A 19,895-nucleotide genomic window follows, 5' to 3' on the forward strand; every position below is an offset into this window, starting at 1 on the left:
TGGTCGACGGTCTTGAGGGGGAGAAAAATGCCGTTTCGTCTTGCCGCTGTCGTGACGTTCCTCGTCCTTGCTCTTGCCTGCCCATCCGTGGCGCAGACTCCGGCAGCCCCCGCGGCATCGCCCCAGCCCGCGCCCATGACGCCCGAGGCGATCCACGATCTCGCCAGCCGGATGAGCGAAGCCGAGTTCCGCCAGTTCGCGCTCGAACGGTTGGGCGTCCCCGCCTCGGCGGCATCGCAACCCGCCGCCCAAGCCGGTCTGGTTTCCACCGTCAGACAGCTCGCCGACGGCTTCGGCGATCGGGTGGAGGCCGCGGTCGTCGGCCTGCCCGTCATGTGGCATCGGATGGGAGACGCGACAGTGGCTTTCCTGGAGCGTCTCGGCTGGAATGGCCTGGGATGGTTCCTGTTCGGACTGGGCGTCGCGATCGGCGCCGGCATAGTCGCCGAGCTTCTGGTCGATCGGGTCGCTTCCCGGCTCCGCCGGCTCGCAACGCGATCGACCGACAAAGACACCCTGCGCGAGACGCTGTCGATCCTCGGCGCGCGATTGGCGCTCGACATGTTCGGCCTGATCGCCTTCCTTGTCGTGACCCGTGCCGTGGGCCGCGCGCTCATCGAACCCGAACTGCGCCCGCTGGCCGCACAGTTCTTCTTCTACTGCGTGGTCGTGCCCCGCTTCCTCGCCGCCTTCCTCCGCTTCCTTTTTGCCCCTTCGAGGCCCGCGCTCCGCCTCGTCAGCATCGACGACAAGAATGCGCTCTACCTCTATCGCAATATTGTCGGCATCGTCGTCCTCGCCGGCGTCGCCGTTTTCCTGACCAATTTCATGATCGCCAACGGCGTGTCTCTCGACGGCGTCGCGATCGGCTTCTGGCCCAATGTGATCATCTTCGCCTGGCTGGGCTGGACGATCTACAGAGCGCGAGCCGGGGTGGCCGTGATGGCAAGGGGCTGGGAAGCCGATGTGACGCCGGCGGAGGCGCGAGTGGCGCGGGCTTATCCGCGGCTGGCGCTGGCGCTGATCGCAGCGAGCTGGCTGGTCTTCGAGCTCATGGCGGTGGCCGGCAATACCGACGTGGTGCGAAGCGGCAAGCAATATCTGACGCTCGCCATCCTGCTGCTCGCCCCCACCATGGACACCATGATCCGTGCGCTCGTGCGCCACCTCGTTGCTCCCATGAAGGGGCAGGGCCAGGTCGCGGAGAAAGCCTATCAGTGGACAGTGCGCAGCTACATCCGCATCGGCCGGGTGCTGGTTTTCGGCCTCGTCGTCGTGGCCATCGCGGTGATGTGGGATCTCAGCCTCTCCTCCTTTACCTCCAACCAGCTCGGCCTGCGTCTCGCCGCGCGCATGTTCACCTTCCTGATGATCCTCGCGGCCGGCTATATTGTCTGGGAGGTCGCGACGCTGCTCTTCAACCGGCGCATTGCACAGGAGACGTCTCCGGAAGACATCGACCTCCAGCACGAGGACATAGGCGAGATCACCGGCACGGGCGGCTCGCGCCTCACCACGGTCCTGCCGCTCCTGCGCATGGCCACGCAGGCGGCGATCATCGTGCTCACCGTGCTGGTCGCGCTCAGCAATCTCGGCATCAACATCACCCCGCTGATCGCCGGCGCCGGCGTCGTCGGCCTTGCCGTCGGCTTCGGCGCCCAGACGCTGGTGCGCGACATCGTGTCGGGCATCTTCTTCCTGATCGACGATGCCTTCCGGGTGGGCGAATATATCGTCGTGGGCGACACCGCCGGCACGGTGGAGAAGATCTCGGTGCGCTCGCTGCAGCTCCGCCACGACCAGGGCGCTGTCCACACAATCCCCTATGGCGAGCTCAAGCGCGTCACCAACAACTCGCGCGACTGGGTTATCGTGAAGATGAAATTCACCGTGCCCTTCGACACCGACATCAACAAGATCCGCAAGATCTTCAAGCAGATCGGGGCGGATATCATGCAGGCGCCCTATGCCGGCGACATCATCCAGACCTTCAAGTCGCAAGGGGTGGGCGCCGTCGACGACGTCGGCATCATGGTTCGAGGCAAGTTCATGTCCAAGCCGGGCAAGCAGTGGGTGATCCGCAAGGACATCTATGCCCGCGTGCAGGCCGCCTTCGCCGCCGCCGGCATCGAATTCGCGCGCCGCGAGGTCCGCGTCAGCATGTCAGGCAAGGCTTACCAGGATCTCGACGAGAGCGAGCAACGGGCCGTCGCCGCTTCGGCCGTGCAGGCGGCGCTTCCCAAAGGCTGAGACTTGCATCCTTCTAAAAGCATGTCTCCCCCAGGGTTTGCAGCGGTTTCGGGAAAAAGACATGCGCAAAACAAGAACTTACAGCGCGTCGCGTGAATCCTATTTCACGCGACGCGCTGTAAGGAGCCCCGAGGCTTATCGGAGGGGCACTGCAGTGGGGTGATCCGATGTTCGGCGCCGCCCTTCCGCAGGCCCGATTAGCGAGCTCCTCAGGACGAGCGGCCATCGCACCAACTCCTCATCCTGAGATGCCCGCGGAGCCGGCCTCGAAGGCCGCACCCAAGCCAAGCCCAAACCGTGCCTACGGCTTCAGCGGCCGATACATGTCCCGCATCACGGCCGCGGCCTGTTCGCGCGGGAGCCCGGCGATGGCCTGAAAGAACGCGATCCCTCCCCGACAGAAGGCCTCATATTCGTTGGGCCTGATGTCGCGCGAGGTGTCGAGATAAACCAGCCACCGGTCGTCGGGTATCGCCTCGATGGCATTCGCCACGGCCGCATCCAGTATTGCCGGATCGGGAACCGGGCGCTCTTTCACCGTACGCAAGATCTTCTCGTAGATCTCGACCGTCCGCGTCTTAAGCTCTTGTGTCAAAACCAGATCGGGGAGGCCTCCACTCTGCGTATGTTCGAAGCAGGTGGCTGCGCCGTGCGTCAGCATCCAGGAGAGGCGGCTGGCAGTCAGCGCCGCGAAATCGACCAGCACCTCATCGTCCGCCAAGGGCAGATACGCCATAATCGCCTTTTCGACAGCCAGATCAAGCCGGTCCAGCGTGTCGCGCGACAGGGTGCCGGCGACCAATTCCTTGCGCAGCTTGACATAAATCTCCCGCGCGAGGTCCGGAGCAAGCTCATGAAGCGCGTCGATGAGTCTATGGTTCTCTCGAGCAATTGCCTCGATTTCGGCGAGCGTCGGCATGGCCTCGTTTCCGGATGTCTGGAAATTCTCGCCAGCATCGATATCGGTGACGATCTTGGCCCTTAAGAGTTCATCGACCGTCGGATACCACATTTCCTGAGGCGGAAGGGCCAGCACCTTGTTGACAAAGCCGGCATCGATGCCTGTATCCTCAAATCCGGCCATCCACTCCTCGTTGGCCTCGCGCAGTTCCTTGTCTCCGAATCCGGGGAAAACAGCTGGGTGGAAGCCCAGCCGCGCCGCATCGGAGAGCCACCGACGCTTGCCGGCCGCAAACACCAGGGTGCAAGCCGAGGCACATTCGTTGGAGACGTAGGTTTCCAGCCCGTGCTCCACGACCAGCCGGAAGAGCTTGATCGCCTCCTGGAGTCGTCCACCCTCGCTGGTCAGATGCAGGACGCGGATGTCTGGCGCCGTTTTGAGGATCCGTTCCAGCTCCGCCGCAACGCCATATTTGATCCCGCCGGCAAAGCTGAGTTCCGTTCCCCCGGCGAGGATCTTGAACTCGCCGTCCGAGATGCTCGGATCGCCTTCGATTGCTATCTCGTGCAACTCGGAGATTTGCGGTATCGCTGTCGTCGCGACATTCCCCAGAGCCTGCAGCGCGCCGACAACCGCCATTACCTTCGCCATGACCGCCCAAAATCGCGTCTTGTTCTGCGACTGTTGCCGACGCTCGTGCGCGCTCGCCGATCGCCACAGGCCGACGATCTGCCATACGACAATTAAGATGAGCGCAGCCCAGCCAAGGAACGTCACGACCAATGCCACGCCCGGACTTGTATCGGTGCTCACGAACGCGACCATCGCCTCGGAAACCAGCAGCGCGGCCCCGAAGACCAGAAGATTGACAACCCAATAGGCGACACCCAACGACAATTCGCCACGCCAATGACGGACGAAGAAGTTGCCGGCCGGCCGCACGTCCGCGCCGTCGCCCCTTTCGGTAACTGCCGTGTCCAAGATCCCCCCAAAAGCCCACGCCGCGGCGACGCTCGAAGCCTAACACTTCGCCGATGCAACTCCCGGCTGCTGATTATATGGACAAAACAGGAACATTCAAGAGGGTGCGCGCGCTCCGATGCACTGTGCCGAAAGGCGAATTTGGACGTTCGCCACTCAGTCGATTCTGCCTGAGTGCCTATCCGGCTCGGCGTCCTCGCCTTGCCTTGTCGCCTCTCTGCGCGACCCGGCTGGCGAACGGACCCTTGCGGGCTATAAACCGGGCCCTGGGCGGCGCCTCGGCAAAGATGCGGTTTTCGACGTGTGCCGTATGACCGGCGACGCTGGAATCATCGCCCCCGGAGCGTTTGCCGAGCTGGTCGCGGTAAGCGGCGATCCGCTCGATCAGCTCGAGATCCTGAAGTCGCCGCAGGCTGTGTTCAAAGAGGGCGAGCGCATCGTCTGATACTGTCGGCGGCCTGACACCCGACGGTGCCGAACCAGGCAATCCTGCTACCCCGCCCGGGACGGTCCGAACGTCCGATCCTCTCTCTGCCTCAAAGCTTGCGGATCGATCGGAGCTTGTTGTCCGCCCCGAGGATCAGCTCGTATTGGGCGAGATGCCGGATATCGTAGCAGGTGACCAGCACCACGCGTCGCTCCGGCCTGGATTGTCGTTTGTCTTCCCGCATGTCGGTGACGCGATCGCACCAGTGGCCGGCGTTTCGGATGGCCCTCGCGGTCTGCCGCTCGAGCATGTCGGCCTGTGCCGGAACGGCAAGCAGCATTATTGCCAGCGATAGAGTAAGAGCTTTCATATTCGTCCCGACTCCTGCCCCCGCCTTGGAATATCGGCGCGGAACGGCAAGCTGTCGAGCCTCGGCTTCGAATATGGTGATCGGCTCGACCCTGCTCTCTTGCTGCTGTCGGCCTGTCCTCGCCCTCGGGCGGGTCTTTCGGCTCCGGATTTCACCTCAGGGCGGAATTGAGCCACCGCCTTGATCCTTCGGTGCGACATTTCCGTTCTTGCTTCGGCGCGTGTTCGGCCTTTAAATGGCATCGTAAATACCACTTTTAAGAGGCCACATGCGCACCCCCTTGGCAGAGCGCCCGCGACCGGCGGAGGAAATGCCGCTGGAGCATCCGGATGTCGACCGTGCGTTCATCGGCAGGCTTGTCCGCGAATTCTATCGCAGGGTGCGCGCCGACCGCCGTCTCGGACCCATCTTTGCCGGCGTGATTGGCAACGAATGGGAGCCGCACCTCGAGAAGATGACCGACTTCTGGTGCGCTGTGATTCTCAAGAACGGTGCTTACAGCGGAAGGCCTGTCCCCGCTCATCTCAAACTGAAGCAGGTGCGCGAGGAAGATTTCGACGTCTGGCTCGGCATCTTCCGGCAGACTGCTGCGGACCTGTGCGAGCCGGAGATCGCGGCCGTTTTCGTCACGCGAGCCGAAAAAATAGCCCGCAGTCTGAAGCTCGCCATGTTCTTCCGTCTCCCCGCCGCCGGGGCAGCTACCACGGAGAGCTGAGGTGGCGACCGGCGCAGAGTGACCTATGAAACTGACCCTCTACACCGACTACGCGCTGCGCATGCTGATATTCCTCGCCGTTCATGATGGCAGACCGGCGACCGTCTCGGACGTTGCGAAGGCATACGGCCTTTCCCGCAACCACCTGTTGAAGGTCGCGCTGAACCTCGGTAGGCTCGGATATGTCAGAACGGTGAGGGGCCGCTCCGGAGGCATTTCCCTGGCAGTGCCGCCAGAAGATATCAATCTTGGCAAGGTCTTGCGAGCGATGGAGGACGGCTTTGCATTGGTCGAATGCCTCGGTCCCGGAGGTGGCGGGTGCATCATCTCTCCTGCATGCAGGCTGAAGGGTATCGTAAGCAAGGCCATAGAGGCTTTCCTCGCGGTTTTCGACACCCATACTTTGGCAGACCTTGTCGGGAACAGCATATTGCTCGAAGAGTTGCTGGAGATGCCGGGGAAGCCTGCGAGGGTCGCCTGAGGGGAGTTTCCCGGATCAGGATAGAGGGAACATGATCAGACAACTTACGTCCGCTGAACGGCAGGGTGCCGCTGTCATCCTTCTCGTCGTCGCAATCGCCGGAGCGGCCCTTTCGATACTCGGCCGCACGGATACGCTCGGGGTCCATGGCGTAATCGTCATGCTGTTCGCGGGCGGTCTGCTCTATCTCGTCCTATCCACATTTTACGAAGCCGAGCCGACCGAAGACCGGGAAGCTTCCTATTACGACGATCCGATCAAGGTCGGCATCGCGCTCGCGATGGCCTGGGCGGTGTTCGGCATGTTCATGGGGGTCTGGGTGGCCGCTCAGCTCGCGTGGCCGGATCTCGCCTTCGACGCGGCCTGGTCGAGCTTCGGCAGGCTGAGGCCCACGCACACCACGGGGGTGATTTTCGGCTTCGGCGGCAACGCCTTGATCGCCACCTCGTTTCACGTGGTCCAGCGCACCTCCAGGGCGCGGCTGGCCGGCCAGCTCAGCCCATGGTTCGTGCTCTTCGGCTACAATCTGTTCTGTGTGCTGGCCGTGTCCGGTTACCTGCTGGGCGTCACCCAGTCCAAGGAATATGCGGAAGCCGAGTGGTACGCCGACATCTGGCTGGTCATCGTCTGGGTAACATACTTCATCCTCTACATCAGGACGATCGCCCGCCGGAAAGAACCGCACATCTACGTCGCCAACTGGTATTTCATGGCGTTCATCCTGGTCGTCGCGATCCTCCACATCATCAACAACCTCGCTATTCCCGTCTCCTGGGGGCACGCCAAGAGCTACACCATATGGCCCGGCGTGCAGGACGCGATGGTCCAATGGTGGTACGGCCACAATGCGGTCGCCTTCTTCCTGACGGCCGGCTTTCTCGGCATGCTCTATTACTACCTGCCCGTCAGGGCGCAGCGGCCGATCTTCTCGTACCGGCTGTCGATCCTGAGCTTCTGGGGCATCACGTTCTTCTACATGTGGGCGGGGTCGCACCATCTGCACTACACCGCGCTTCCGCATTGGGTGCAGACGCTGGGCATGACCTTTTCTGTGATGCTGCTGGTGCCCTCCTGGGCGTCGGCGGGCAACGCGTTGCTGACGCTCAACGGCGCTTGGCACAAGGTGCGCGACGACGCAACGCTGCGCTTCATGATGGCCGCGGCGGTCTTCTACGGGCTGTCGACCTTCGAAGGCTCCTTCCTGGCGATCCGGCCCGTCAATTCCCTGTCGCACTATACCGACTGGACCGTCGGCCACGTGCATGCGGGAGCGCTGGGATGGGTCGCGCTGATCACCTTCGGGTCGCTCTACACGCTCGTCCCCGCCCTCTGGAAGCGTGAGCGCATGTATTCGGCGGCCCTGGTCGAGGTCCATTTCTGGCTGGCGATCGCGGGAACGCTGATCTACGTCTTCGCGATGTGGAATTCCGGCATCATCCAGGGCTTGATGTGGCGGACTTACACCGAACAAGGGGCGCTCGCCTATTCGTTCGTCGACTCGCTGGTGGCGATGTACCCGTACTACATCGCCCGCGCCTTCGGAGGACTGCTCTTCCTGATCGGCGCGGTGGTCGGCTGCTACAATATATGGATGACCGTCCGGAGCGTCCCCCTCGCCGCTCGAGCGGCAGACGTGCCGGCCACGCCCGCCGCCGTGCCTGGAGAATGATGGATGCCTGAACTCTTCCACCGCAAGCTCGAGCGTTCCACGATCGGCTTCGTGATCGCCATCATCGCGGCCGCGAGCGTGGGCGGCATCGTCGAGATCGCTCCCCTCTTCACCATCGACGAGACGGTCGAGGAGGCGCCGGACATGCGCATGTACACGCCGCTGGAACTCGCGGGACGCAACATCTACGTCCGCGAAGGCTGCTATGCCTGCCACAGCCAGATGATCCGAACCCTCCGCGACGAGGTGGAACGCTACGGTCCGTTCTCGCTGGCAGTCGAATCCCGCTATGACCGACCGATGCTCTGGGGATCGAAGCGGACGGGGCCGGACCTTGCCCGCGTCGGCGGCAAGTACTCCGATTTCTGGCACGTTGCCCACCTCACGAATCCGCGCGACGTCGTACCGGAGTCGAACATGCCGGCCTACCGTTGGCTCGCCCGCACGCCTCTGAGAACCGACGACCTGCACCTGCATTTGGCGGCGCAGCGCACGCTCGGCGTCCCCTATACCGACGAGATGGTGGAGAACGCGGCCCGCGACGCCTACGGCCAGGCGACGCCGGACACCGACTTCGCCGCCGGCGTCACGGAGCGCTACGGAGAAGAGACCCAGGTCAGCGCCTTCGACGGCGTCACCACGCAGCTCACCGAAATGGATGCGCTCGTGGCCTATCTGCAAATTCTGGGCCGGCTGACGAACGCTGCCTACGAGAACACGGCGGCTCCGGAGGAAAAGCCGGATCCCGAAAGCTGAGCGCGGAGGATACAGGATGGACCTGGACCACAACGCCGTCGTCGCCTTCTCCAAGAGCTGGGGCCTTTTTTACCTGATCGCGCTCGCCATCGGCGTGCTCGTCTACACGTTCTGGCCATCGAACCGGAAGCGTTTCGACAAGGCCAAGCACAGCATTCTCGACCGGGACGACAAGCCATGGCAGAAGTAGAACGCGACCCCTTCACCGGCCGCGAAACCACGGGCCACGAATGGAACGGCATCAAGGAGCTGGACACGCCCATCCCGCGCGGCGTGCTCATGTTCCTGATCGTGACGCATGTCTGGGCAATCCTGTGGTGGTTTCTGGTTCCGTCCTGGCCGCTGGGCAGCACCTACACCAGGGGGATTCTCGGGGTCGACCAGAGGACGACGGTCGAAGCGCGCGTCGTCGAAGGCCAGCAACAGCGCTCCGCCTGGACGAGCCGCATTGAAACCGAACCCTATGACGTCATCCTTGCCGACGAGGCCCTGATGGAGACGGTCCGCGCCACCGGGCGGCAGCTCTTTGGCGACAACTGCGCCGCTTGCCACGGCCGGGATGGCAAGGGCGGGGCGAACTATCCCGACCTGACGGACGACGACTGGCTGTGGGGCGGAGGACCTGAACTGATCGAGCAGACGATGCGTGTCGGGATCAACACACGCCATCCGGAAACGCGGATCGCTCAGATGCCCGCCTTCGGACGCGACGAGATGCTCGACGCGAGCCAGGTCAGGAACGTGGCGGCCTATGTCTACTCGCTCTCCCATCCGGACTATTCGACGTCGGCAAACCTCGACCGGATCAGTGCCGGGCGTGAAGTGTTCGTCACCACCTGCGCCGCCTGCCACGGTGAGAACGCCGAAGGCAACCGTGACGTGGGGGCGCCGAATCTGACGGACGCCTACTGGATCTACGGGGCAGATCTCGACACCATCATCGCTTCCGTGCACGGCGGGCGGCAAGGCCACATGCCGACATGGGACGAGCGGCTTACGCCGGCCGAAATCAGGACGCTCGCGCTCTACGTCCACGACCTCGGGACGCAGCAGCCATGACCGCGCCCGCAAAGCCGTTCCCCAGGAGGACCTGGCTTGCGTGGCTGCTCGTCCCGGTCGGACTGCTGTTGTTCGCCGGAGCGAACGCGCATCTCTTCTATGTGGCGGTCCAGTCGCAACCTGACTGCGTGGAACACTTGAAGGCCGCGGGCGACGGCGAGGGCTACCGCGCCGCCAAGTCGGCCTGCTGAGGAGGAACAGGATGGGTGAAACCGACAAGTCATACTGGCTGCTCAGCGAGACCTCGGGCATCGGCGAGACGCGCGACCCGCGGCTTCAGCGCCACCTGCCGCTCTTCGAAGGACTCCGCTGGCTCGCGGCCGGCTGGCGGGACTTCTGGACCCGACCCGGCCCCAGCCTGGCATACGGCCTCTGCGTCTTCCTCCTGTCGGCGGCTTTCGTTTGGACCCTCGCCGCTTTCGGACGCGACTACATTTTGTTCCCCTCGCTGGCCGGGTTCATGATCGTGGCCCCCTTCCTCGCGAGTGGCCTCTACGAGAAAAGCCGTGCGATCGCCGAGGGGCGGGAGGCCGGGTTCCGCTCCATGATCCGGGTGCATCCCAGCGCAGGCGCCCAGGTCTTCTTCACTGGCCTTCTGCTTTGCCTGTTGATGCTTCTGTGGAACCGGGCGGCAGTGCTGCTCTGGGCGCTGTTCTTCGGGGTGACGGCCTTTCCGGGCCTGGACGGCGTAGTGGGAGTGCTGTTCGGGACGCCCTACGGATGGGCGATGTTGCTGGTGGGGACGGCGATCGGCGGGCTTTTCGCAGCCTTTGCCTTCGCGATCAGCGTTTTCGCGGTACCGATGCTTCTCGACCGGCGCGTGGACGCGCTGACGGCCATGGGCACGAGCATGAAGCTGGTGTGGAACAACCTCCTTCCGATGGTGGCCTGGGGTGCGATGGTACTCGTCCTATTCGGCGTCTGCGTCGTCACGGGCCTCATCGGGATGATCGTGATCTTCCCTCTGCTGGGACACGCAACCTGGCACGCTTACCGAGCCGTGGCGCAGGCGGAGGGCTAGACATGAGCTGCTGCGCGCCGGGAGCGGAGGCAGGGCTGCTGCTGGCGCAGGGCGGCGTTTCCGAGCGCGAGATACTGCTCGGGAGCCGCCAACTCGGCGACGGCGTTTTTCAGACGGAGCTTTCGGTGCCGCAGGCCCGGTGCGGGGCCTGCATAGCGGCGATCGAAGGCGCCCTGCAGCGTCTCCGGGGTGTCGTCGCGGCGCGTGTGAACCTGACGTCGAGACGGGTAACGGTGCGGTGGCGAGACCACGGCGAGGTTCCTCCCATGGTCGAAGCGCTGAAGGCTGTCGGCTACGACGCGTCCCTGGCTGATATCGAGGAGGATGGGAGCGATCCGGAGATGTCGCGCCTGCTGCGGGCAACCGCCGTTGCGGGGTTCGCCGCCATGAACATCATGCTCCTCTCGGTCTCGGTGTGGTCGGGCGCCGACGCGGAGACGCGCAATGCATTCCATATGATCTCGGCCATGCTTGCCGTGCCCGCCGTCGCCTACTCCGGACGTATCTTCTTCGTCTCGGCATGGAAGGCGGTGAGAAAGCGGGTCTCGAACATGGATCTGCCGATTTCCGTGGGAATATTGCTGGCATTGGGACTGAGTCTCTACGACACCTTCGCAGGCGGGCCGCACGCTTATTTCGACGCGGTGACGTCGCTGATCTTCTTTCTTCTTGCCGGGCGCACACTCGATCATGCGATGCGGCGGAGGGCGCGGAACGCCGTCACCGGCCTCGCCCGCCTGATGCCAAGAGGAGTGACGGTGGTCGGAGCAGAAGGAGGACGCGAATTCCGCGATCTCAAGGAAATCGAAGCGGGGGACGTGATCCTGGTCGCTCCCGGCGACCGCATCCCGGTCGACGGCACCGTTGTCGGCGGCGCCGGCAGCCTGGACGTTTCGCTCGTAAACGGCGAGTCGGCTCCCGAGAGCGCGAAATCCGGCAGCGCCGTGCTTTCGGGAATGCTAAGCCTCGACGGTGCGCTGACCGTCCGTGCCGACAGGCGGGCGTGCGATTCCTTCCTTGCCGACATGGTGAGGTTGATGGAAGCGGCCGAGGGCAGCCGCGCCCGCTACCGCCGCATCGCCGACCGCGCGGCAGCGCTCTATTCTCCGGTGATCCACCTTCTGGCGCTCGCCACTTGCATCGGCTGGCTGCTGGCGACCGGCGATTGGCATCTCTCGGTCACGATCGCCATTTCGGTGCTCATCATCACCTGTCCATGCGCACTCGGTCTTGCCGTGCCAATGGTCCAGGTGGTGGCGGCGCGGCGCCTGTTCGACCTCGGCATCACCTTGAAGGACGGCAGCGCACTCGAGCGATTGGCCGAGGCCGACACAGTCGTTTTCGACAAGACGGGCACTCTGACCATGGGAGACATGCGCGTCTCCGGCCACACGGTCGAGCCGCCGGATCTGGCGGCTGCGGCCGCCCTTGCCTCCTTTTCCAGACATCCCGTCTCGCGCGCCGTAGCCGCGTCGACGACGGTGCGCGCGGAGGTCGACCATTTCCGCGAAGTGCCGGGATGCGGCGTGGAAGGCCGCGTGGACGGAAGCCTCTATAGGCTGGGGCGGAAGGAATGGGCACTCTCCAATGCACCCGGCGACTCCTGGGAGGCTACCGTCTGGCTTTCGAAGGACGGCAAGGGCGCAGGGTCGTTCGCGATCGCCGACCAACTCCGTTCCGGCGCGGCGGAAGCCGTCCGGAAGCTGGCCGGCATGAGAATGACTACCGAGGTTCTCTCGGGCGACCGGGCGGAGGAGGTCGGCAAGGTGGCGGCCTCACTCGGGATTAGCGAAGTGCGGCATGGCGCGTCTCCCGAGGACAAGGTGAAGCGCCTGACGGAACTGGCAGAGGCCGGCCGACGGGTTCTCATGACGGGCGACGGGCTGAATGACGCACCGGCTCTGACCGCCGCGCATGTTTCGATCGCGCCCTCGTCGGCGGCAGATGTGGGGCGGAACGCCGCTGACCTCGTATTCCTGGGCAAGAGCCTGGAGGCCGTCCCCCAGGCGATCGGCGTAGCCAGAGCCGCCGCTCGGCTCGTGCGACAGAACCTGTGCATCGCCGTCGCCTACAACCTTCTCGTGGTGCCCGTGGCGATTCTGGGCTACGTCACTCCCCTGATGGCCGCGGTCGCCATGTCGACCTCGTCCATCGTGGTGGTAGGGAACGCCCTTCGCCTTCCAAGGGGAACGCCTGCTGTGGCCTCGTTTTCGGCTCACGGGTCAATGCGCCTGGCGGGGGTCGCATGAGCTATCTGACCTGGCTCGTTCCCATAGCGCTGGGAATGGGCGTCGCGGGTCTGGCGGCGTTCCTTTGGTCGATGCGGAGCGGCCAGTACGAGGATCTCGACGGAGCCGCCGAGCGGGTCCTGCTCGCCGACGCGGCGGAGGCACCGCTCCGTCAGGACGGATGGAAAAACGAAGCGCCCGAAGAGGAGCGCTCGCATGGAAGGAACGCGCTGCCGGCCGACGGCGTTCGTTCAAAGACGGGAACTGAAAGGAATCCACGTGACACAAGCCTCTGACAGGCCCTTCGACTGGGTCGCGGCACTGGCATTGGCATCGGGAGCGGCAGTCATGATACCCAGCCTCGCCGCTTTGTCCGTAGCCCTTTTTGCGGTAGCCGCGGCATTGTTCTAAAGCCATGCCGAAAGGGTGAGTTTCGCGTCTCCTCGCCTGTGCCGCTTCATTCCGCGGCAATGCGAGCAAATGCCGTCTTCGCCGACACTTCCCCTGCTGGCGCCGGGCATCGTTTGGCGATAAGTCTGACGCCGATCATGGTTCAAGGTTCTCTTCCGACACGGGTTTTTCGCTCTTCCTCGCTCCCCCGCCGCGACAGGTTCGGTGCATGGAGCGAGCGCATGGCGACCATGTTCGACATACGTCCGACGCGCGACAGCGACGATTTTTCCGTCGATGTCAGGAGCTCGCATCTCGGGCAGATGATTTTCAGCACGATGCGGGTGGACGATTTCGTTTTCGAAAGGCCGCGCCGAAAAATCCGTTCCGACCTTCTCGACCACTTCATGCTGCGTTTCGACCTGCCGACCGGCAATGCGGCTATCGGCGGAGAACTGCTCGTCATCGATCTCGGCCAGCCCCTGGAGACGGTGCCAATCGCGCGTGAAAACATCTCGCTTATTCTGCCGCGCGAGCTGATGGCCGACGTTCTACCCGACGTCGAGCGGCTGCATGGGGCGGCGCGGCGCTCCGACATGGCGCGGCTGTTGGGCGATTACATGCGCTCACTGGCGCAAATCGTCTCGTCCATGGAAGCGGCCGAAGCCACGCGCATCGCCGATGCTACCCGCCATCTCGTTGCGGCCTGCCTCGGCACCTCTTCCGACGCCGTGGCCGAAGCTCGCCCGCAGATCGAAACCGTGCTCCTGTCGCGTGCCAGAAGGTTCATCGACGCAAATCTGGGGCGTGAAGAATTGAGCCCGGCCGGAGTCGCGGCAGCCTGCGGCTTGTCGCGCGCCTCGCTCTACAGGCTGTTCGAGCCGTTCGGGGGAGTTGCCCGCTATGTATTGGAGCAGCGGCTTGCCGAGGCTTTCGATACATTGGCGGATCCGGCGCAAACACGGCAGATCGCGCTCATCGCGCATGATCTCGGCTTTTCCAGCGAATCGCAATTCAGCCGGGCCTTCCGGCGCTTCTACGGAATGAGCCCAAGCGACGTGCGCGCGTCCGCACGTGTTGCAGCCGCGCCTTCGAGGGAGCACCGCCGGCACCCGCTCGAGACGCAGGAGTTCGGAACCTGGCTGCGCGTGTTGCGCTCCTGAACCGTTTTCCGGTTTGATCCCCATGCTTCGGCCGCGATTTTGAGACGCGACGTCAAGCATTTTCCCAGCCGCTGAGACGCGGCGACAAAAGGCTCTGCCGCTTCCCCGCTAAAACTCTGCCCCGATCACGGGTCCTCGGACAGAGGTCGGCGACGACACGCGAGCGCCCAACCCAATTCGCGGCGAAAATTGGCGGGCAATCCCATGACAGCATTCATGATCGGGGCGAAAACGGTTGACCAAGGCTTGCGCTCCTTCGCGAGGCTGTTGGCTGCGGTGTCATGCCTCCTGCTTCTGATGCCGCTGGCTTCGGCCAATGCGGCCTCGGTTCAGGTTTCCCCTGGCAACGTGACCCTCACCATCAATCAAGGCAGCTTCGACAGGAGCGAGTACGACTTTTTCGACATTTCGTGGAGTTGGGGCGGAGGGCTCTTCACCTATCGAATGGAGAAACTGTCGGGCGGGAATTGGGTATCGACCGACTATTCCACGGTCCAGGCCACGTCTGCCTCCTACACGGCGACGAGCTACCTGGAGTATGACGCGAACGCGATCAAGGCGCTGGCTCCCGGCACCTATACGACAGTCTTCCGGCTCGTGCACAACATGTCGTCGGCGTCGCCCAACGACAATGAGCTGACCGTCACTCTGACCGTGCTGCCCGAGGCGCCCTCCGCGTCCGACCATATGGCACCTGTCGTCGCCTATGAGGGCGTTGCCACCATCGACCTTTCTCCCTATGTGACCAATGCCGACGCAGTGCAGATTGCGTCGGGCCCAAGCCATGGCACGAGCTCCGTCACCGGCTTTCAGGTCACCTACACACCGTCTCCGGGCTATTTCGGGCCTGACAGTTTCACCTACCGCGCGGTCGGTCCGGGCGGCGTATCCGCACCCGCGACCGTCAGCCTGATAGTGTCGGCGCCTCCCGCGCCAACGGCTTCGCCCTACGGCGCAGGAACGAGCTTCGAAGCGCCGGCCGCCATCAATCTTTCCGCCGCCGTCTCCGGCGTCGCCACGGACATCGTCATCGTCCGCGCACCGAACTCCGGCGCGGCAGCGCCGGCGGGCATGACCGTGACCTATACGCCCAATGCGGGTTTCCACGGCACCGACACGTTCGAATATGCCGCGCAAGGTCCCGGCGGCATGTCCTCGCCGGCCGTGGTGACGATCACCGTCAACGCGCCGCCCCCACCCTTTGCTTCGGATACCAGCTCGAACGTGCCTTATGAAAGTGCCGGTACGGCCGTGGATCTCTCGGCCTCGATTGCGGGTGTGTACGACAGCGTCGTCATGACGGCGCCGCCAAGCCATGGCAGCGCATCGTTTTCGGGAACGGTCGCTACCTACATTCCCGCGCCCGGCTACTACGGACCGGACTCGTTTTCCTATGCGGCGGTGGGGCCGGGCGGAACCTCCGCCTCGGCAAATGTAAACATCGTCGTCGCGACCCCGGCGGCTCCGCTGGCGAGAGCCGGGTCGACGGCGACGGCCTTCGAACAGCCTGCCGACCTCGATGTCGCAAGCCTGGTCGATGGCGTGTTCTCCTCGGTCACGCTGTCGACCGGTCCTTCCCACGGCACTGCCGGCTTCAGCGGGACCATTCTGGCCTACCGGCCGGATCCCGGCTTCATCGGCGTCGACAGCCTGACCTACACGGCGAGCGGACCGGGTGGCACGTCCGCGCCGGCGGTGATCACGATCACCGTCGCGGCCCCGCCGCCGCCGGTTGTCGAGGCTCGAACGCTCTCGACTGCTTACGAGGCGCCGCTGAGCCGAGATTTCGCCGACGCCGTGAGCGGGGTCGTGGATGGGCAGTCGCTGACGATCGTGGCTTCTCCTTCCAACGGCACCGCCGGCTTCAGCGGGACGGTGCTGACCTACCGGCCGAACCCGAACTTCATCGGTGTCGACAGCTTGACCTACACGGCAAACGGACCGGGTGGCGCGTCGGCGCCGGCGGTTATCACGATCGCCGTCGCGGCCCCGCCGCCGCCGCAGAGCATCGGAGCGGAAGTGGAGGCTGCGTTCGAGGATGGTTCGGCGACGGTCGATCTCTCGGCGCTCGTGACCGGCGTCTTCGATTCGGTCGAGATCGTTTCGCAGCCCGCGCATGGCAGCGTGGCCATCCGCCAGGGCCTTGCCAGGGCCGCGGCGATGCGCATCGTGGCGATCTACACCCCCGCGCCGGGTTTCCACGGCGAAGACAGCTTCTCCATCCGCGCGGTCGGGCCTGGCGGCGCGTCAGCGCCGTCACAGGTGAAGATCAAGGTGCAGCCGCCACAAGTGATCGTCCGGAACCATTCGGTTGAGACGCTCGCGGGCGCCTCGGTGACGATTGACGTAGCCGAGGGCGCGCAAGGCGGTCCCTTTGTCGGTGCCGCGATCCTTGACGTCGCGCCGTCGGGAGCCGGCACGGCCACGACGACCGCCAGCCGCGTAACCTTCACTCCCGAGGCCACATTCGACGGCACGGCGACGCTGCGCTACGTGCTGAGCAACAGCTATGGGACGTCCGCGCCCGGCACGATCGTCATCGCGGTCGTATCGCGCCCCGACCCCTCGCGCGACCGGGAAGTCATCGGCCTGCTCGAGGGACAGGCCGCGACGGCGCGTCGCTTTGCCGACGCACAGATCCTGAATTTCAGTCAACGCCTGGAAACGCTGCGCCGCAATCGTCGAGGCGCCAATGTGCAGGGCATCCGCATCGGGCTGCCCGCCGCGGGGGAGGAACAACCAGACAGCGGCGAACCGGCACGGGAATTTTTCCTTGCACCGTACTCATCCGCAGGCCTCCTCCCGAAAGCGCCGAGAGGTCCGAACACGGAGCGCGAGCCATCCCCGCTTTCCATCTGGACGGGCGGCTACATTTCGCTTGGCGATTGGAAGGGCACCGCCACGCGCGCCGGCTTCGATTTCACGACCTCCGGGATCAGCTCCGGCGTGGACTATTGGTTCAGTCCGAATTTCGTCGCGGGGCTGGGCATAGGCTATGGGCGGGACGGCACGGAGATCGGCGGGAACGGGACCAGAAGCGATGCCGAAAGCTGGAGCCTCGCTGCCTATGGAAGCTGGCAAGCCGTCGAGAACGCCTATTTGGACGGCCTTCTCGGCTATGGCAGGCTCGATTTCGACAGCCGCCGCTATGTCACGGAAACAGGTGACTTCGCCGAGGGACGGCGCGGCGGCGACCAGTTGTTCGCAATGTTGAGGGCGGGCTACGATCTCCACGCCGGAGAAGCTTACATGTCTCCTTATGCGGGCGTGGAAATGTCATGGACGCGCCTCGACGCAGCCACAGAATCCGGCGGACATCACGCCCTGACATTTCAGCAACAGCAATTGACGGCTTTGAATGCCGTCCTCGGCGTCACCGCCGACTACGGGATAAACCTCTCCTGGGGGACGCTCACGCCGAGCCTACGAGCCGAATGGCGCCGCACCGTCAGCGGCACTGGCGCCGCGTCCCTGGCCTATGCGGACTGGACAGGAGGGCCTGTGTACGAACTGCGCGCCGGCAGCGAAAGCCGTGATCGCTTCCGCTTCGGCCTCGGCCTGGACGCCGATTTCGACCGGGGGCTTTCCCTGGGCTTCGGCTACGATGCCTCGCTCGCCGGCGGCGGCCCCATAGGGCACAGCTTCTCCGGGCGTGCCTCGCTGCGCTTCTGAAACACAGGGCGTTCCCGCGAACTCCCTCACGCGTTGCGGGAACGGCGCATTGAAGCGCCGTCCCGGCGGGGTCACGGATCACGGTTGGACCCAGCGATCGCGTCGCGGAGGATGGTCCTCACTTCGCTGCGCCGAGCGCCTTCAAGCGCTGGGCGAAGGGATCGACAGCGGCTTCAGACTGTTCGCCAAGGATCATGACTGCATGGCGGTCCGACGTGAAGGCCGGCCATTCCGGCACATCCTCCCCTTGCGGATTTCCGGTACGGGCGAAATTCGTCCAGGCTGCGCTCATCAGGTCCGCAAGTGCCTGATCCTTCTCGTCCGGCTCCCCGACCAGGGCTTTCGCCAGCGCCAGATTGTCGAAGGCATAGGCGATTTCGGCAGTATGCGGAACGTTGAGCGCCCCGTCTCGCGCGCCCTGACGCATGGTGAATTGATAGACGTAGGTCGGCGCTCCGATGTCCGCCCGCAGCTTCGCCGCTTTATCGACCACACGCGTCATCCAGGCGTCCGACGCGATAATCTGATAGATCTCGTGGTCAGGCGTTCCGGATAATTCCGCCCGATAGGCCGTCATCAGCTCGGGAATGGTTTCGGCGGGGATCTTCGCCGTGAAATTGCCCTTGGCGAATGCCTCCTTCAGTCCGGCCTCGTCTACCGCCGAGAGCGGTGTGGTGCTGAAAAAGGTAGCTTCCGTGAGATTGGAGCCGATCATAAGCGGAATGTCCTTGCCCGCCGGGTCGGCATCCGGGTCGAAGGGACTACGCGGCAACGACCGGCCGATCACGGGCCCCCAAGAACCCTTGGCATTCGTTATCGTGTCCGGGGCGGCGCGCTTCAGTGCCTCGATCGAATCGACCTTGAGTTCCGCTACTGCCGCCTCGGCGGTTTCGTGGGCCTTTTCTGCGGGTATGGCAGACATATTGATGCCGCTTTGAGCGATAGCCTTGTGGAACAGCCCTTTCGCCGCAGGCATCGACAGAAGCGTCGTTACCTTGCTGCCGCCACCCGACTCGCCAAACACCGTGACGTTTTCCGGATCGCCGCCGAACGCCGCAATGTTGTCGTGCACCCATTGCAGAGACTGCACGATATCGAGCATCCCGACATTGCCGGAGTCCGCGTAGGCTTCGCCTCCGATATCAGAGACGTCCATGAAGCCCAAGGCACCGAGCCGGTGGTTGACCGTGACCAGCACTACGTCCTTCCGCGCAACGAGGTTGGATCCCTCGTAACGAATGCTTCCGCCGGAACCGGAAGTGAAACCGCCGCCATGGAACCATACCATGACCGGACGCTTCCCCGCGTCGATCGTTGGCGTCCATATATTGAGAAACAGGCAGTCCTCGCTCATCGGCGACTTGTCGAGGTCCACGCCCTCCTCCTGCATCAGGAAAGGTGGGAAGCCGAGACCGTAACAGGCCTTGCCGTATTCTTTCGCTTCGTAAACCTCGGTCGCCTTCTCGGCAGGTTTCGGCGGCAAAAACCGGTTTTCGCCGCCTGTATCCGCACCATACCGGATGCCCTTGAAAACCGTCACGCCGGGGACATAGCTGCTTTCGACACCCACGACGGACCCGCTCGTCGTCTCGACAGGTTTCTGCTGAGCCGAGGCGAGGCCGGGCAGAACCAGGATACCGCACGCAGCGGCGGCAATGCTCAAAGACGTTTTCAAGATCCAATCCTCCCAAGCACAAATCGATCTGAAGCGCCATGGCGCTCGACCCCTAAGCGCTATTACGCGCAGCGACCTCTGGCCTGCACGAAATCGCCAGAAACATGATCGGTTTGTGTCTATCGGTCATCCTGCCT

The 19,895-nt window shown here is 64.1% G+C and carries 17 protein-coding genes; 14 read left to right on the forward strand and 3 right to left on the reverse strand.

Features of this window, described 5'->3' with window-relative positions; genetic code table 11:
- Positions 1 to 27: 27 nt before the first annotated feature.
- Positions 28 to 2,250: a mechanosensitive ion channel family protein gene (locus ACCO56_RS20260; protein ID WP_433642649.1), complete on the forward strand. Its 2,223-nt coding sequence runs from the start codon at positions 28 to 30 to the stop codon at positions 2,248 to 2,250.
- 301 nt (positions 2,251 to 2,551) lie between these two features.
- Here ACCO56_RS20260 and ACCO56_RS20265 read toward each other — a convergent pair whose 3' ends face one another.
- Positions 2,552 to 4,132 (reverse strand): hypothetical protein, encoded by a 1,581-nt coding sequence (locus ACCO56_RS20265; RefSeq protein WP_433642650.1) that lies wholly within the window; start codon positions 4,130 to 4,132, stop codon positions 2,552 to 2,554.
- Between the two features lie 310 nt (positions 4,133 to 4,442).
- Between ACCO56_RS20265 and ACCO56_RS20270 the strand changes: the two genes are divergently transcribed.
- Positions 4,443 to 4,577, forward strand: coding sequence for a hypothetical protein (locus ACCO56_RS20270; RefSeq protein WP_433642651.1), 135 nt, complete (start codon positions 4,443 to 4,445; stop codon positions 4,575 to 4,577).
- 91 nt (positions 4,578 to 4,668) lie between these two features.
- Here ACCO56_RS20270 and ACCO56_RS20275 read toward each other — a convergent pair whose 3' ends face one another.
- Complete coding sequence (locus tag ACCO56_RS20275) at positions 4,669 to 4,929, reverse strand: hypothetical protein (RefSeq protein WP_433642652.1); 261 nt, start codon at positions 4,927 to 4,929, stop codon at positions 4,669 to 4,671.
- Between the two features lie 268 nt (positions 4,930 to 5,197).
- On the opposite strand from ACCO56_RS20275, the gene ACCO56_RS20280 reads away from it, so the two are divergent.
- The 12 genes from ACCO56_RS20280 (at position 5,198) to ACCO56_RS20335 (ending at position 18,083) form a co-directional block, all read left to right on the forward strand.
- Positions 5,198 to 5,644, forward strand: coding sequence for a group III truncated hemoglobin (locus ACCO56_RS20280; protein ID WP_433642653.1), 447 nt, complete (start codon positions 5,198 to 5,200; stop codon positions 5,642 to 5,644).
- A gap of 25 nt (positions 5,645 to 5,669) precedes the next feature.
- On the forward strand, positions 5,670 to 6,125 hold the full coding sequence (locus tag ACCO56_RS20285; RefSeq protein WP_433642654.1) for an Rrf2 family transcriptional regulator: 456 nt from the start codon (positions 5,670 to 5,672) through the stop codon (positions 6,123 to 6,125).
- Between the two features lie 31 nt (positions 6,126 to 6,156).
- On the forward strand, positions 6,157 to 7,794 hold the full coding sequence (ccoN, locus tag ACCO56_RS20290) for a cytochrome-c oxidase, cbb3-type subunit I (protein WP_433642655.1): 1,638 nt from the start codon (positions 6,157 to 6,159) through the stop codon (positions 7,792 to 7,794).
- A gap of 3 nt (positions 7,795 to 7,797) precedes the next feature.
- Complete coding sequence (gene ccoO, locus ACCO56_RS20295) at positions 7,798 to 8,550, forward strand: cytochrome-c oxidase, cbb3-type subunit II (RefSeq protein WP_433642656.1); 753 nt, start codon at positions 7,798 to 7,800, stop codon at positions 8,548 to 8,550.
- A 16-nt stretch (positions 8,551 to 8,566) separates the two neighbouring features.
- The gene (locus ACCO56_RS20300) at positions 8,567 to 8,740 is read left to right on the forward strand and encodes a cbb3-type cytochrome c oxidase subunit 3 (RefSeq protein ID WP_433642657.1); all 174 of its coding nucleotides are present in this window, start codon (positions 8,567 to 8,569) and stop codon (positions 8,738 to 8,740) included.
- Positions 8,728 to 9,609, forward strand: coding sequence for a cytochrome-c oxidase, cbb3-type subunit III (gene ccoP / locus ACCO56_RS20305; RefSeq protein ID WP_433642658.1), 882 nt, complete (start codon positions 8,728 to 8,730; stop codon positions 9,607 to 9,609). The genes ACCO56_RS20300 and ccoP overlap by 13 nt, the downstream gene beginning before the upstream one ends.
- Entirely contained in the window at positions 9,606 to 9,800 is a 195-nt protein-coding gene (locus ACCO56_RS20310) for a hypothetical protein (protein ID WP_433642659.1), read from the forward strand. Before ccoP ends, ACCO56_RS20310 begins: the two co-directional genes overlap by 4 nt.
- 11 nt (positions 9,801 to 9,811) lie before the next feature.
- Positions 9,812 to 10,630: a DUF2189 domain-containing protein gene (locus ACCO56_RS20315; protein WP_433642660.1), complete on the forward strand. Its 819-nt coding sequence runs from the start codon at positions 9,812 to 9,814 to the stop codon at positions 10,628 to 10,630.
- A gap of 2 nt (positions 10,631 to 10,632) precedes the next feature.
- Complete coding sequence (locus ACCO56_RS20320) at positions 10,633 to 12,879, forward strand: heavy metal translocating P-type ATPase (protein WP_433642661.1); 2,247 nt, start codon at positions 10,633 to 10,635, stop codon at positions 12,877 to 12,879.
- A complete protein-coding gene (gene ccoS, locus ACCO56_RS20325) occupies positions 12,876 to 13,154 on the forward strand; it encodes a cbb3-type cytochrome oxidase assembly protein CcoS (RefSeq protein WP_433642662.1) in 279 nt (92 codons plus the stop codon). Before ACCO56_RS20320 ends, ccoS begins: the two co-directional genes overlap by 4 nt.
- A gap of 336 nt (positions 13,155 to 13,490) precedes the next feature.
- Complete coding sequence (locus ACCO56_RS20330) at positions 13,491 to 14,411, forward strand: helix-turn-helix domain-containing protein (protein WP_433642663.1); 921 nt, start codon at positions 13,491 to 13,493, stop codon at positions 14,409 to 14,411.
- 204 nt (positions 14,412 to 14,615) lie between these two features.
- Complete coding sequence (locus ACCO56_RS20335; RefSeq protein WP_433642664.1) at positions 14,616 to 18,083, forward strand: Ig-like domain-containing protein; 3,468 nt, start codon at positions 14,616 to 14,618, stop codon at positions 18,081 to 18,083.
- 118 nt (positions 18,084 to 18,201) lie between these two features.
- On the opposite strand, the gene ACCO56_RS20340 is transcribed toward ACCO56_RS20335, so the two are convergent.
- Entirely contained in the window at positions 18,202 to 19,758 is a 1,557-nt protein-coding gene (locus ACCO56_RS20340; RefSeq protein WP_433642665.1) for a carboxylesterase/lipase family protein, read from the reverse strand.
- Between the last annotated feature and the right edge of the window lie 137 nt (positions 19,759 to 19,895).

It is taken from the genome of Mesorhizobium sp. 1B3, assembly GCF_050958605.1.
GTDB lineage: Bacteria > Pseudomonadota > Alphaproteobacteria > Rhizobiales > Rhizobiaceae.